Origin of the sequence: Cryobacterium sp. Y29 (assembly GCF_002929825.1) — a bacterium.
Taxonomy (GTDB): Bacteria; Actinomycetota; Actinomycetes; order Actinomycetales; family Microbacteriaceae; genus Cryobacterium.
This window is the reverse complement of record NZ_PJJN01000034.1, coordinates 53616-68258: the sequence shown is the minus strand read 5'-3', so window position 1 is coordinate 68258 and position 14643 is coordinate 53616. Positions and strand designations below refer to the sequence as shown.

The window sequence follows — 14643 nt, the reverse complement described above, 5'->3', positions numbered from 1 at the left end:
GTGGCGGACAGCGTGGTGGGCTGCGTGGCGGACAGCGTGGTGGGCTGCGTGGCGGACAGCGTGGTGGGCTGCGTGGCGGACAGCGTGGCGGACAGTTGGTCCGTGGCATTTGGTCGTCTGGTGACGCGACGGTTCCGCTGCTTCGAATCGACCGCCCTCGCGTGCGGGAGAGGCTGATCCTGAAATCAGGCCGCGGCGGGCATCCGCTGGCGGCCTCGGCGGAGCAGGAGCGCGGCGATGGCCCGCCAGCCGAGCAGGAACAGGCCGAGCACGATAGTCGTGACGATCGCGAAACTGAGTTGAACGCCCTGGCCGCTGGCGAGGCGCAGCAGCAGGCCACCCGCTACGGTGGCGATCCAAATGCCGACGCCGGTCCAAACGATACGGCGCGGGTGTCGCCAGGCGCGCAGCAGGAGCCAGCCGATAATCAGGCCGCCGAGGAACGGCCAATAGGTCACGCCGAGTCCCGCCAGACTCTCGCCGTGGCTCAATCGGCCGATCGCAGCGAAAGCCAGCACGAGGGCCGCGTCAAAAGCGCCCGCCGTACTGATCGAGGATCGCGATAGGGGGCCAACTCCGATGCGCAGTGATGCCATATTTTCAGCCTATCCACCCGGTCGGTACGGAACCCGGAGTTGGCTGTGAGCCCAGCTCGCTCAGACGCTGCCGCCGATGAGGGCGCCGATCACATAGGTCACGGCGAGGGCGAGGATTCCGCCGATGACGATGCGGGCGATGGCCCGCGGCTTCGGGCTGTTGCCGAGGTGGGCGCTGAGCCAGCCGGTAATGACAAGGGCGATCAGGACCGCGACGAACGTGGCGCCGATACGGTATTCGGCGGGCGGCAGCAGTACGGCGAGCAGGGGGAGCGCGGCGCCGACGGTGAAGGCGATAGCGGATGCGTAGGCCGCATGCCAGGGATTCGACACGTCTTGTTCGGTGATGTGCAACTCAACCTCGAGGTGGGCTGCAAGGGCGTCATGCTTGGTGAGCTCGACTGCGACCTGCCGGGCGGTCTCGGATGAGAGTCCCTTGGCTTCGTAGAAGCCAGCCAATTCGGCGAGCTCCTCCTCGGGCTCGTTCTCGAGTTCCCAGGTTTCCTTGGCGATGAGGGCGCGTTCGGAGTCGCGTTGGCTGCTCACCGACACGTACTCACCGAGGGCCATCGAAATGGCGCCGGCGAGCAGGCTCGCAACTCCGGCGATGAGGATGACGTGGGAGTCGGTGGTGGCAGCGGCAACACCGACGACAAGGGCGGCGACCGAGACGATGCCATCGTTCGCGCCGAGAACACCGGCGCGCAGCCAGTTCAGCCGGGAAGCGAGGCCGGCGGCGTGCGGTTCCACCGCTTGAGCAAGATCGGACATAGTACTAGATAAGCACCCAACGGGGGCGTCGTCCAGCAAGGTGTGGCTAGCCTTCGCGGTGGCGTTCAGCGGTAGCACGGTGGTGTTTCGGCAGCTCTGCGAGTGCGCCTTGACGCTCGAATCACGCGCTAGAGTTTTCACGGGCCGGTATGTCTTGATGTCGAGCTAATTTACGGCGAGGACTGCTGTTACCAACAACCTCATATATCTTCACCGGCGGTGTGATCGCCAAGACGCGGATTGGAAGAGCAGCGTGGATCTTTACGAGTACCAAGCGAGAGACCTTTTTGAGGAATATGGTGTGCCGGTTCTGCCGGGCATCATCGCGGACACCCCCGCCGAAGTGCGCGCAGCGGCCGAGAAGCTCGGTGGCGTTGTCGTGGTCAAGGCGCAGGTCAAGGTCGGCGGCCGCGGCAAGGCCGGCGGCGTCAAGGTAGCCAAGACTCCGGACTACGCCGAGGCCGCTGGCCAGAGCATCCTCGGCCTCGACATCAAGGGCCACACGGTTCACCGCGTCATGGTGGCCGGTGGAGCCCGCATCAAGGCGGAGTTCTACTTCTCCGTGCTCCTGGACCGCTCCAACCGGTCCTACCTGTCGCTCGCCAGCTACGAGGGCGGCGTGGAGATCGAAGTTCTCGCCGTCGAGAAGCCCGAAGCGCTCGCCTACACGGCCATTGATCCCTCGGTCGGCATCGACCTCGCCGTGGCGAAGCAGATCGCTATCGACGCCAAGTTCCCGGCCGAGCTCGTCGACAAGGTCGCCCCGGTCTTCGTCAAGCTCTACAACGTATTCACGGGTGAAGACGCGACCCTGGTCGAGGTCAACCCGCTGGTGCTCACCGAAGAGGGCGACATCATCGCGCTCGACGGTAAGGTCACCCTCGATGAGAACGCTGATTTCCGTCACCCCAAGCACGCTCTTCTCGAGGATGCCGCTGCGGCCGACCCGCTCGAAGCCAAGGCCAAGGCTGCCGGCCTCAACTACGTCAAGCTCGACGGTGAAGTCGGCATCATCGGCAACGGCGCGGGGCTCGTCATGAGCACCCTCGACGTCGTCGCCTACGCCGGTGAGAACTTCGGCAGTGTCAAGCCGGCCAACTTTCTCGACATCGGGGGCGGAGCATCCGCTGAGGTGATGGCCGCCGGCCTCGACGTCATTTTGGGCGACCCGCAGGTCAAGAGCGTTTTCGTCAACGTCTTCGGTGGCATCACCGCGTGTGACGCCGTCGCGAAGGGCATCGTGGGTGCGCTCGCCGAACTCGGTTCGAGCGCCAACAAGCCGCTCGTCGTTCGCCTCGACGGCAACAACGTCGAGGAGGGTCGTCGCATCCTCGCCGAGGCGAACCACCCGCTCGTAACACTGGCCGCCACCATGGACGAGGGCGCCGCCAAGGCCGCCGAACTCGCCCACGCAGCGAAGTAAGGGACAACCACGCATGTCAATCTTCCTCAACAAAGACTCCAAGGTCATCGTTCAGGGCATCACCGGAGGTGAGGGCACCAAGCACACCGCCCTCATGCTCAAGGCCGGTACCCAGGTCGTCGGTGGCGTCAACGCCCGCAAGGCCGGCACCACCGTCGTGCACGGCACCGTCGAACTGCCCGTTTTCGGCACGGTCGCCGAGGCCGTCGAGAAGACCGGCGCCGACGTGTCGATCATCTTCGTGCCGCCGGTGTTCACTAAGGACGCCGTCCTCGAAGCGATCGATGCCGAGATTCCGTTGCTCGTCATCATCACCGAGGGTGTTCCCGTGCAGGACTCGGCCGAGTTCTGGGCCTATGCCATCAAAAAAGGCAACAAGACCCGCATCATCGGCCCGAACTGCCCCGGCATCATCACGCCCGGGGAAGCACTCGTCGGCATCACGCCGGCGAACATCACGGTCAAGGGCCCGGTCGGGCTCGTCTCCAAGTCGGGTACCCTCACCTACCAGATGATGTACGAACTGCGGGACCTCGGCTTCTCCACCGCGATTGGTATCGGTGGCGACCCCATCATCGGCACCACGCACATCGACGCCCTCGAGGCCTTCGAGAACGACCCAGAGACCAAGGCGATCGTCATGATCGGCGAAATCGGCGGCGACGCTGAAGAGAAGGCCGCCGAGTACATCAAGGCGCACGTCACGAAGCCGGTCATCGGCTACGTGGCCGGTTTCACCGCTCCAGAGGGCAAGACCATGGGCCACGCCGGCGCCATCGTCTCCGACGGAGCCGGAACCGCCCAGGGCAAGAAGGAAGCCCTCGAAGCCGCCGGAGTCAAGGTAGGCAAGACGCCGAGCGAGGCTGCGAACCTGCTGCGTGAGGCACTCACCGCACTGTAATTCACTGTCGGAAGGGGCTCGCAGAATTTCGGCGGGCCCTTTCTGCATGGGTGGGCGCGTGCTGGTGAGCATTACCGGCCCGGCGATATAGGCTCGCAACGGATGAACCGCATAACGACCGCCCTGCTCGCCGCTCTCGAGGCTCTACTTGTCGTCGCCATCGGCATCGGCATCGCGATGGTACCGCTCACCGTGCTCTGGGCCGCCCACTTCGGCCTCTCTGTGGAATGGTTCGTCTTCTGGCGCGCTGCCGCTGATATCTGGTTGCTCGGCAACGGCGTCGACCTCACGGTGCAGCTGGGCCCTGACATCGCCGCCGGGCTCGCCCTGACCGGCGCAGACACCCCCTTTCTCATCTCGGTGGTGCCGCTCGGCTTCGCAATGCTCTCGGTGCTGATGGGCGTGCACACTGGCCGTCGCGCCGCCGAGACCCCGCACCTTGTCGTCGGCGTCGCCGTCGCCGTGGGCACGTATGCAGTTCTCGCCGCACTGGTGACCGTGTCCGCGGTGTCGGAAACGGTTGCGCCCAACCAACTGCAGGGGCTCGTGCTGCCGACGCTCATCTATGCTGCCGGGGTTCTGGTGGGGGCGGAACTGGGGCGGCGCAAGACCGTGGGGGCGGTGGTGGGCCTGGATCGCGTGAGCCGCGGTATCCGCTCGGCCTACCAGCGGATACCGCACACCGGTCGCACCGTCATCGAGGGTGCACTGCGCGGTGGAACAGCCGCCGCCGCGGGCGTGCTGATCGTGTCCGCCGTGGCCGTTGCCGTGCTCATCGCGGTCAATTACGCGACCATTATCGGGCTCTACGAGGCGGTGCAGGCCGGTGTCTTCGGCGGCGCTACCATCACCCTGGCCCAGCTCGCACTCATTCCCAACCTCGTTATCTGGGCGGCTGCGTGGTTTGTCGGGCCCGGCATCGCGCTCGGCGCTGGCACCACCGTCTCGCCGATCGGCACCGTAGTGGGAACCCTTCCCGGCCTGCCTCTGTTCGGCGCCCTGCCGCAGGGCACCCCGACCTACGGCTTTCTCGGGTTGCTTGCGCCCGTTCTGATCGGTTTCGTTTTCGCTGTCGTGACCCGGCAGTTTTTGGACCGCGCGGGGGTTCCCGAGAGAACCACGCTCGCGCACGTTTTCACCGGTCTCGGCATGGGCGTCGTCGCCGGCGCACTCCTCGGCCTGCTCGCCTGGTGGTCGGCCGGCGCGATGGGCCCGGGTCGACTGGTTCAGGTCGGGCCGAATCCGCTGCTGGTCGGCGCGCTCGCCGCCGCCGAAATCGGCGTCGCTGCGGCACTCGGCATGCTCGCCGGCCGGGTACGGCTCCCGTCTCGGCGCTCCGCCAAACGGTAGGCTGAAGATCGTGCTGTCTATTGTCGTGCTGATCTCCGGCGGAGGATCCAACCTGCGGGCCCTGCTGGAAGCGTCAGAAGACGCCGAGTTTCCGGCACGCATCGTGGCAATCGGAGCTGATCGCGACGCCGACGGACTTGAGCTCGGCGTCGAATTCGGTGTCCCCGCCTTCTCTGTTCCGTTCTCCTCTTTCGCTGACCGGGCGGCCTGGGGCGACGAACTGCTCGCGCAGATTCAGCAGTGGCAGCCCGACCTGGTCGTGCTCAGCGGCCTGATGCGGCTGCTGCCGCCGCGCGTGGTCGCCGCCCTGTCGCCGAACCTGATCAACACCCATCCCGCTTACTTGCCCGAATTTCCGGGGGCGCACGCCGTGCGCGACGCCCTGGCCGCTGGCGCGGTTCGAACCGGAGCGAGCATCATCGTGGTCGACAACGGTGTCGACGCAGGCCCCATCCTGGTTCAGGAGCGCGTGGACATTCTGACCGGTGACACCGAAGCTTCCCTGCAGAATCGCATCAAGATCGTCGAGAGGCGCCTACTCATCCAGGCTGTGCTCGACATCGCCAACGGACACATGAACCTCAAGGAGAACAGCAACGCATGATCGCTCACACCAGCGCGCCCAGCTCGTACCGCAACCGGGACCAGATCGTGATCGAGCGTGCGCTCATCTCCGTTAGCGACAAGACCGGGCTGCTCGAACTCGCCGCTGCCCTGACAACCGGAGGCGTCGAAATTGTTTCCACCGGCTCCACCGCGGCCGCCATTCGCGCCGCCGGCTACGACGTCACCGACGTTTTTTCGGTCACGGGCTTTCCGGAATCGCTCGACGGCCGGGTCAAGACCCTGCACCCCGGGGTGCACGCCGGCATCCTCGCCGACCTGCGCCTCGAAACGCACGAAGCGCAGCTGACCGAGCTCGGCATCAAGGCCTTCCAGCTTGTCGTCGTCAACCTGTACCCCTTCGTCGAAACCGCCCTGAGCGGCGCCGAACCGGCCGACGTGATCGAGCAGATCGACATCGGCGGACCGGCGCTCGTGCGGGCATCCGCTAAAAACCACGCCAACGTGGCCATCGTCGTCGAGCCGGTCAACTACGGTGAGATCATCGAAGCCATGGCCGCGGGTGGCTCAACGCTCAAGCTGCGTCAGAAGCTCGCCTCGCTCGCCTTCGAGCACACCGCCGACTACGACCTGAGCGTCTCGGCCTGGTTCACCGAGAACGTCTACGACCAGTGGCAGGACGACACGGAGGCGCTCGATGAAGACGCCACCTTTGACGACGACGACGATGACGATGATGACGAGTCGCCGTTCCCCGAGGGGCTCGGCATCGAGGTCACTCGCGACGCGATCTTGCGCTACGGCGAGAACTCGCACCAGGCAGCCGCGCTCTACGTCGGGGACGGCGGCCGCGGCATCGCGCAAGCCCGGCAGCTGCACGGCAAAGAAATGTCGTACAACAACTACGTCGATGCGGATGCCGCGGTGCGCGCCGCCTTCGACTTCAGCGAGCCGGCCGTTGCGATTGTCAAGCACGCCAACCCTTGCGGCATCGCCATCGCCAAGCCCAATGCACCGGATGCCATCGCATCCGCCCACCTGCGCGCGCACGCCTGCGACCCAGTCTCCGCGTTCGGCGGCGTGATCGCTGCGAACCGCGTCGTCACTCTGGGAATGGCCGAAACCATCAGCGAGATCTTCACCGAAGTGCTCGTCGCCCCCGGCTTTGAGCCGTCAGCGGTGGAATTGCTCACCAAGAAGAAGAACATCCGCCTGCTTGAGCTGCCCGCCGACTATGAGCGTTCTTCGCTCGAACTGCACCAGATCTCCGGCGGCCTGCTCGTGCAGGAGACCGACAGCTTCGAAGACTTCAGCTCAAACGGTTGGACTCTCGTAGCCGGTCCCGAAGTGGATGCCGCCATCCGCGCCGATCTGGAATTCGCGTGGAAGTCCTGCCGCTCCGTGAAGTCGAACGCTGTTCTGCTCGCGCACGCCGGGGCATCCGTCGGGGTAGGTATGGGCCAGGTCAACCGGGTGGACTCCTGTCACCTCGCCGTGAGCCGCGCCGGCGAACGGGCCGCGGGTTCGGTCGCCGCGTCGGATGCGTTCTTCCCCTTCGCCGACGGCCTCGAAGTACTGCTCGACGCTGGCATCGCCGCCGTCGTGCAGCCCGGCGGATCGGTGCGCGACCCCGAGGTCATCGCCGCAGCCACCGCGGCGGGTGTCTCGATGTACTTCACGGGAGAGCGCCACTTCTTCCACTAGGTTTCCACCCAAGAAAAGCACCTTCGACGTTGAATCGAAGGTGCTTTTTGGGTAGTCCGCACGCCCACCGGTATCCTGAGGGCGGCGGTGCCACACACCGGCGCCGCCACACTCGGCCCACAAAGCCCGAAACAACGGAGTTTCCATGACCCTCACGCACCCTGCCGCAGCCCTCGATTCCCTCGCGCAGATTCCACTTTCCCATGAAAAAGTGCTGATCGAAACGGGGAAACGATCGGGGCTGATGATCACGGTGGCCATCCACTCGACCCGTCTCGGCCAGGCCCTCGGCGGCGCGCGCCTCTGGCAGTACGCAAGCTGGACCGACGCGGTCGCCGACGCCCTGCGCCTCTCCGCGGCCATGACCCTGAAAAACGCGGCCGCCGGCCTCAACCGCGGCGGTGGTAAGTCCGTCATCTATCTGCCGCTCGGCACGGTGCTGACGGACGCCGAGAAGCGGCTGGCGATGCTCGACCTCGGCGATGCCATCGAGAGCGTGAAGGGCGCGTACATGACGGCCGAAGATGTTGGAACGAGCGCCGAGCTCATGGCCATCGTGGCCGAACGCACGAGTCATGTCTGCGGGCTGCCTGCCGCGAGCGGCGGCGTCGGCGAGCCAGCGGATGCCACAGCGGCCGGCGTGTACGCGGGCATCGAATCCACCCTGGAGGCACTGTTCGGCAGCCGCGACGTGCGCGGCCGCCACCTGGTGATCTCGGGCCTCGGCCAGGTTGGTGGCCGCGTCGCAGCGGCCGCCGCTGCCGCTGGCGCCTCCCTCACCGTCACCGACATCAACCCTGACAAGCGTGTGCTCGCCGACGAACTCGGCGCCCGTTGGGTGTCGGTCGCTGATGCACACCGGGTGCATGCCGATCTGTTCGTGCCCTGCGGCCTCGGTGGTGTACTGACGTCCGCTGTGATTGCGGAGTTGAACGTGCTCGGCATCTGCGGCGCCGCCAACAACCAGCTTGAGAATCCGGCCGGTGCCGCCCAGTTGGATGCGCGCGGCATCCTCTGGGCACCCGATTTCGTCGTCAACGCCGGCGGCGTCGTTTACCTTGACTTGGCGAGCGAACCGAACGCCGATCGCGCCAAGATCACCGAGCGCGTTGCGGGCATCGGGTCCGTGCTCACGCAGATCTTCACGGATGCCGGCGCGACCGAGATCACGACCCTCGCGGCCGCCGAACTGCTCGCCGCGACCCGCCTGAACGCCGCCAGCTAGCCCGCCCATGTCATGAGCGCGCCCTATCTTGGTGGCCGCTACGCACGATTACCGTAGCGGCCACCGAGATCCTGCGCGGTCACGGCAGGAGCCGGCTTATTCGCGCAGGTCGACCGGGATGGTGGGCACAACTCGGGCGGCCACACGACGCTCCTTCAGCGTGGTGCGACCGGCCTTGGCCAGCTCGGTGAGGATCGGAATTCCGGAAAGCAGAATGATGCCGATGATAAAGAACTCGGAGTACGCCTCGACAAACGCGATCTGACCGAGGAAGAAACCAACCAGGGTGAGGCCGACGCCCCAGGCGAAGGCGCCAATCGCGTTGTAGGTCACAAAGCTGCGGTAACGCATTTTGCCGACGCCCGCGGCAACCGGTACGAAGGCACGGAAGACCGGCAGAAAACGGGCCAGGATGATGGACTTACCGCCGTGCTTGGCGAAAAAGGCGTTGGTGCGCTCGACATTCTGCGGGTTGAAGAACCGGTTCTTCTCGCGCGAGAACACTGCGGGGCCGGCCTTTCGGCCGATGACGTAGGCGAGCTGGTCACCGGCGAATGCGGCTGCGAATACGACCAGGCAGGTCACCCAGATTGGCAGCGGCACGACGCCGGTCGCGGTCAGCAGACCGACGGTGAACAGCAGTGAATCGCCCGGTAGGAACGACAACACGATGAAACCGGTCTCGACGAACACGATAACGGCGACGCCCAGCAGCACGAATGATCCAAACGAGTGGATCAGCCACTCAGAGTCGAGAAAATCGATTCCGAACAGGGTGGGCAGCATGAAAAATCCTTCCAACAAGCGAGCGCGGGGCATGGCCATGCCAACGAGAGGCGCAGGCTCCAGACTACGGGACGTGATGCTGGGATGTGCCGCGTTGTCCGGGCTCGGCGCAGGCCTGCCCGCCCGGCAAGCGGATGCTCCTGGTTCAGAAAATACTTGTGTTCTGCCCCCGTTTCCCAATATTCTGAAAGGCTGCCTGATCCGGGGGCATGTGACAGACATACTTGAGGCGCCCAGGAGGCAGACATGACAAAGACAGCACCGATCACGCTCGCAACGGCTGCGAACCACGGCGCTTCCTTTGGCGCTTCGTTCCCTGCCCGCCCCACCACCCGCGCCGCCGCCGTGGTGACCTGCGCCGGCTAGTTTCGTCGTTGCTCATTAGGGCGGGCACTCAGCATGTGTGCCCGTGCGCCAACTCAGCCGCGCCTGACCGCCGTGCGTAACGCCTCATGCGACACGTTCTCGTCAACACTGCCAGCCCATTGCCGGCAGGCTATCGGCGACCAGAATCATCCGCTGCCCGGTGCGACCCGAGGCGCGGCCGCACCACAATCAGGACTGGACCATGACCACCACCGCATCGAAGGCACCGCCGCCGCCTACCAATGACGCCCCGGTACGCAACAACACCTTTCGCAGCCTGCAACGGCTCTACCCCTATGCCAAACCGGCCCTGCCGCGCATCTACTGCGGCGTGGTCGCGGCGCTTCTCGCCGGTCTCGTGGCCCTGGCCATACCGCAGGTGCTGGCCTGGCTCGTCGACGGCCCGCTCAGCGCGGTGGGGAACGGCGACAGCGCCGTGCAGATCTGGCCGGCCGTGTGGATGGTTCTCGGACTCGGTCTGCTCGAGGCGATCATGATCGCCCTGCGCCGCTGGTTCGTACTCACCCCGGGCACCCACATCGAGGCGCGCATGCGCAACCACCTCTATGCCCGGCTGCAGGACCTGCCGGTGAGCTTTCACGACCGCTGGCCGAGCGGGCAGCTGCTCTCGCGCGCCGTGAGCGACCTCAACCTCATTCGCCGCTGGGTGTCGTTCGGGCTCATGCTGCTCGTGGTCAACTTCCTCACCATCGTCGTCGGCGTTGTGATTCTGCTCTGGATGCATTGGCTGCTCGGCGTGATCTTCGTGGTCTGCTCGATTCCGATCTGGATCTACGGCTACGTCTTCGAGGAGAAGTACTCCGTGATCGCCCGGCGCAGCCAGGACCAGGCCGGTGACCTCGCAACCGCCGTCGAAGAGTCCGTGCACGGAATTCGCGTGCTCAAAGCATTCGGCCGCGGGTCTTTCGCCCTCAAGAACTTCGCCTCACAGGCGGAAAGCCTGCGCGGCACCGAGATCGAGAAGGCCCGCGCCATTGCGGGCATCTGGCTCTGGTTGCTGCTCGTGCCCGACGTTGCATTCGCGTTCTGCCTCGTGGTCGGCGTCTGGCTCACCAGCCAGGATGACCTGAGCAGCGGCGAGCTGCTGGCCTTCTTCGCCACCGCCACCGTGCTGCGGTTTCCGGTGGAATCGATCGGGTTCCTGCTCTCGATGACCTTCGACGCGCGCACTGCGACCGATCGCTTCTTTGACATTCTCGACACCCCGAACGAGATCACCGACCCGAAGGACCCGGCCACAGTGGCGGCACCGCTCGGCCGACTCGCGTTCGATAACGTGCACTTTCGCTACCCGGATTCGCCCGAGCGCTTTCCTGACCTGCTCAACGGCATCGACCTCGTTCTCGAGCCGGGGGAGACCATGGCGCTCGTCGGCCTCACTGGAAGCGGCAAGTCCACACTCACGGCCCTCACCACCCGGCTGTATGACGTGACTGCGGGCGCCGTGACGCTCGACGGTGTCGACGTGCGGGCGCTGCGTCGCGAGGAACTGCGCGGCCACCTCGCGATGGCATTCGAGGATGCCACCCTGTTCTCGGCATCCGTTCGTGACAACGTTCTACTCGGTCGCGCTGACCTGGCCGACAGCAGCCTCGAAGCGGACGCCGCGCTCGCGCAGGCCCTACAGATCGCGCAGGCCGATTTCGTGCACGATTTGCCCCTCGGCGTCGACACCCTCGTTGGCGAAGAGGGAATGAGCCTGTCCGGCGGGCAGCGTCAGCGTCTGGCGCTTGCTCGCGCGGTCGCGGCGCGGCCATCCGTTCTTATTCTCGACGATCCGCTGTCGGCGCTCGATGTGAACACCGAATCGCTCGTGGAGAACGCGCTGCGAGAGGTGCTCGTCGACACCACCGCGCTCATCGTGGCGCACCGACCGTCAACGGTCATGCTTGCCGACCGCGTGGCGCTGCTCGAAGACGGCCGCATCACCGCCATCGGAACGCACTCCGAGCTACTGCGCACCAGCGCGCACTATACCTTCGTCATCTCCAGCCTCGAAGACGAAGAACGCAGAGAATCGAACCGAGCGGAGGAAAAGCTGTGACCGCCAAGGGGAGTGTCCGCGGCGTCAGCGGGGAAGAACGCCACGACTTCACCAAGGCCGAAAGCAAGCAGATCCGCGCGCGTTCGCTGCGCCTGCTCGGTTCATTGCTGTTGCCGGTGCGCGGCAAGGTCGTGCTCGCCATGCTCGTGGTCCTCGTCTCGACCGCAGCCCAGGTCGCCGGCCCCGCGCTCATCGCCTTCGGCATCGACCGCGGGCTACCCGCATTGCTCAAGCAAAACTGGGTGCCGCTTGCCGCGACCGGCGCGATCTACCTGATCGCCGGGGTGCTCGGCGCGCTCCTCATCGCCTGGTACACCGTGTTGAGCGCCCGGGTGAGCCAGGGCGTCTTGATCGACCTGCGCAAGCGGGTATTCTTGCACACGCAGAAACTCAGCCTCGAATTTCACGAGTCGTATACTTCCGGCCGCATCATCTCGCGCCAGACCAGTGACCTCGATGCCATTCGAGAACTGCTCGATTCCGGCATCAACCAGCTGGTGCAAGGCATCCTTTATATGTCATTCACCGCGATCGCCCTGGTGCTGCTTGACGCTACCAGTGGACTCGTGCTCCTCGGTGCACTGCTGCCGCTCGTCATTCTCACCCGCTGGTTCCAAGTGCGCTCGCAGAGCCTGTTCCGGCAGTCGCGGGTCGCATCGGCGAGCCTGATCGTGCGATTCGTCGAGACGATGACCGGTATTCGTGCCGTGAAGGCTTTTCGCACCGAAAAGCACAACGAGACGGTGTTCGGCACGCTCGTCGAAAGCTACCGCATGGTCAACGCGCGCGTCATCCAGCTGTTCGGGGTCTTCGACCCGGGGCTCGTTCTCATTGGCAATGTCACGGTCGCTGCCGTGCTGCTCGTTGGTGGTTTTCGGGTGGCTGACGGCCAGCTGGCCATCGGAGCACTGCTCGCGACGTTGCTCTACACTCGCCGGTTCTTCGACCCGATGGAGGAGATGGCGATGTTCTACAACTCCTACCAGTCGGCCGCTGCGGCGCTCGAGAAGATCTCAGGCGTGCTCGAGGAACGCCCCGGCGTGCCCGATCCAGTCGCCCCGGTTGACCTCTGGGAGGCTCGCGGTCGGGTGCGGTTCGACAACGTGCAGTTCGCGTATCAGGCGGATCGGGAGATCCTGCCGCACTTCGACCTCGACATTCCGGCCGGGCAGACCATCGCTTTGGTCGGGTCGACCGGAGCCGGTAAATCGACGCTCGCCAAGCTGATGAGCCGGTTCTACGACCCGACGGATGGCCGGGTTCGGCTCGACGACATAGACCTGCGCGACCTGCATCCCAAGGACCTGCGGCGCGCAATCGTCATGGTCACCCAGGAGGCCTACTTGTTCAGCGGTTCGGTCGCCGAGAACATCGCAATCGGCAAACCGGATGCTTCGGCGCAGCAAATTCGCGCCGCCGCGGCTGCCGTCGGTGCTCACGAATTCATCGAGAATCTACCGAATGGCTATGACACCGATGTGAACAAGCGTGGCGGCCGCGTGTCAGCCGGACAACGCCAGTTGATCTCGTTTGCGCGCGCTTTTCTCGCCAATCCGGCGGTGCTCATCCTCGATGAAGCTACATCGTCGCTCGACATCCCGAGCGAACGGCTCGTGCAGGAGGCGTTGCAAACCCTGCTCGCTGATCGCACGGCCGTGATCATCGCCCACCGCTTGTCGACGGTCGCGATCGCCGACCGGGTGCTCGTAATGGAACACGGTCGCATCGTGGAGGACGGAACCCCGAATGACCTCATCTCGGGAACCGGCCGCTTCGCGACCATGCACGCCGCCTGGCGCGAGTCCCTCGTATAGCCACTCCCAGGAGACGGCGAGCGTCTTCGTGGCTCCCGGAAAAAGACCAGTCTCGGACCATGACGGTCGTGCACAGTGCACGCCAGCTTCGGTAGTCGCCGTGCAGGTGACCTGGTTGCGGGTTGTCCCCGGCGAGCTGCTCGAGACCGCCGTTTCGTGAGTTCACGGCGATGGCGTATGACCTACGGGAGCGCGTGTAGAGGCATCGGCCTCTGGCATGCCGCGCTGCCAGTTGCAGCGTCGCAGCATCGTTTCAGTACGCCTGGCCCCTCACCCACGGAGAAGACTCTTGTAGTGACCCGAGTACCCGCGACGATGACCATGAGCGTTAGCTGAGCCTGGGCCAGGAAGGTGGCCCGGTGGGCACCTCAGCCAGCGGGCTTCGAACTGAGATATCGGCGTAGGCCGGGGATGGCAAAGTCGATTTTGCCGTGCCCGACCGATTCAATGAGTCCGGCGGCCAGAAGCCGTGTCCGGTAGTTGGCGACAAGATTTGTCTTGGCGCCCAGCCGTCTCCCGATGTCGCCGGCGACCGATGGTTTGTCGTCTTTGGCCATTGCGTGAAGGAATTCCATGTCTTTGGGTGAGGTGTCGTGGGCGGCACCGAGCATGACGGTCTTGCCGATGCCACGGGCACCGGTGAAGATGGTCAGGAGTCCCGGTGCCCCTGAGCCCAGGCGCAGACCGTAGTCAAATTCGTCGAGAAGGCCTGCCCGGCCAAGGATTTCCGGCGGTGTGGCGCCCGCCGAGGGGCGGAATGGGTTCTCCATCTAGTGGATTCCTTGTGAGTCTCTGTGTGTTTTGTGAGTTTCATTGGATTTATGAGTTTGGTGAGCTTCTGTATCACGATACCGCCCGCATCAGCATCTGGAACGTGTGACCGGCAAAGATCATGCGTGCAGTGATGCGTATCCACGCCCATAGACCGGTCTCGTGCAGCCGGCCAGATCTTGTTCGGCAAGAACTCTTCATAGCTGGGCTTGCAAGGCTGATGCAACGGAAGCCTTGGATTTGATTCTGCCCGGGCATGTTTGTTCATGCGGAGGCCGCCGGTGTTGACTTCCGCGCCACTCGTGCC

12 protein-coding genes are annotated in these 14643 nt (G+C 65.0%); 8 read left to right on the top strand and 4 right to left on the bottom strand.

The window, feature by feature from the left end; genetic code table 11:
- Positions 1-185: 185 nt before the first annotated feature.
- Both CXY74_RS10565 and CXY74_RS10560 read right to left on the bottom strand, forming a co-directional pair.
- Positions 186-596: a DUF3054 domain-containing protein gene (locus CXY74_RS10565; protein ID WP_104200403.1), complete on the bottom strand. Its 411-nt coding sequence runs from the start codon at positions 594-596 to the stop codon at positions 186-188.
- 60 nt (positions 597-656) lie between these two features.
- The gene (locus CXY74_RS10560; protein ID WP_104200402.1) at positions 657-1367 is read right to left on the bottom strand and encodes a VIT family protein; all 711 of its coding nucleotides are present in this window, start codon (positions 1365-1367) and stop codon (positions 657-659) included.
- A 253-nt stretch (positions 1368-1620) separates the two neighbouring features.
- Here CXY74_RS10560 and sucC point away from each other — a divergent pair, with 253 nt between their 5' ends.
- The 6 genes from sucC to CXY74_RS10530 all read left to right on the top strand — a co-directional run bounded on the left by sucC (position 1621) and on the right by CXY74_RS10530 (position 8534).
- Positions 1621-2790 carry an ADP-forming succinate--CoA ligase subunit beta gene (gene sucC, locus CXY74_RS10555; RefSeq protein ID WP_104200401.1) on the top strand — a complete coding sequence of 390 codons (1170 nt, stop codon included), beginning with the start codon at positions 1621-1623 and terminating at the stop codon, positions 2788-2790.
- 13 nt (positions 2791-2803) lie between these two features.
- Positions 2804-3691: a succinate--CoA ligase subunit alpha gene (sucD, locus tag CXY74_RS10550; RefSeq protein WP_104200400.1), complete on the top strand. Its 888-nt coding sequence runs from the start codon at positions 2804-2806 to the stop codon at positions 3689-3691.
- Positions 3692-3793: 102 nt separating this feature from the next.
- Positions 3794-5041, top strand: coding sequence for a DUF6350 family protein (locus CXY74_RS10545; RefSeq protein ID WP_104200399.1), 1248 nt, complete (start codon positions 3794-3796; stop codon positions 5039-5041).
- Positions 5042-5051: 10 nt separating this feature from the next.
- A complete protein-coding gene (purN, locus tag CXY74_RS10540) occupies positions 5052-5645 on the top strand; it encodes a phosphoribosylglycinamide formyltransferase (protein WP_104200398.1) in 594 nt (197 codons plus the stop codon).
- Positions 5642-7309, top strand: coding sequence for a bifunctional phosphoribosylaminoimidazolecarboxamide formyltransferase/IMP cyclohydrolase (gene purH, locus CXY74_RS10535; protein WP_104200397.1), 1668 nt, complete (start codon positions 5642-5644; stop codon positions 7307-7309). The genes purN and purH overlap by 4 nt, the downstream gene beginning before the upstream one ends.
- Positions 7310-7454: 145 nt before the next feature.
- Entirely contained in the window at positions 7455-8534 is a 1080-nt protein-coding gene (locus CXY74_RS10530) for a Glu/Leu/Phe/Val dehydrogenase dimerization domain-containing protein (RefSeq protein ID WP_104200396.1), read from the top strand.
- 96 nt (positions 8535-8630) lie between these two features.
- On the opposite strand, the gene CXY74_RS10525 is transcribed toward CXY74_RS10530, so the two are convergent.
- On the bottom strand, positions 8631-9320 hold the full coding sequence (locus tag CXY74_RS10525; protein WP_233193336.1) for a DedA family protein: 690 nt from the start codon (positions 9318-9320) through the stop codon (positions 8631-8633).
- A 568-nt stretch (positions 9321-9888) separates the two neighbouring features.
- Here CXY74_RS10525 and CXY74_RS10520 point away from each other — a divergent pair.
- The gene (locus tag CXY74_RS10520) at positions 9889-11751 is read left to right on the top strand and encodes an ABC transporter ATP-binding protein (protein ID WP_104200395.1); all 1863 of its coding nucleotides are present in this window, start codon (positions 9889-9891) and stop codon (positions 11749-11751) included.
- Entirely contained in the window at positions 11748-13565 is a 1818-nt protein-coding gene (locus CXY74_RS10515) for an ABC transporter ATP-binding protein (protein WP_104200394.1), read from the top strand. Before CXY74_RS10520 ends, CXY74_RS10515 begins: the two co-directional genes overlap by 4 nt.
- 368 nt (positions 13566-13933) lie before the next feature.
- Here CXY74_RS10515 and CXY74_RS10510 read toward each other — a convergent pair whose 3' ends face one another.
- Complete coding sequence (locus CXY74_RS10510) at positions 13934-14335, bottom strand: hypothetical protein (RefSeq protein WP_104200393.1); 402 nt, start codon at positions 14333-14335, stop codon at positions 13934-13936.
- Positions 14336-14643 lie beyond the last annotated feature (308 nt).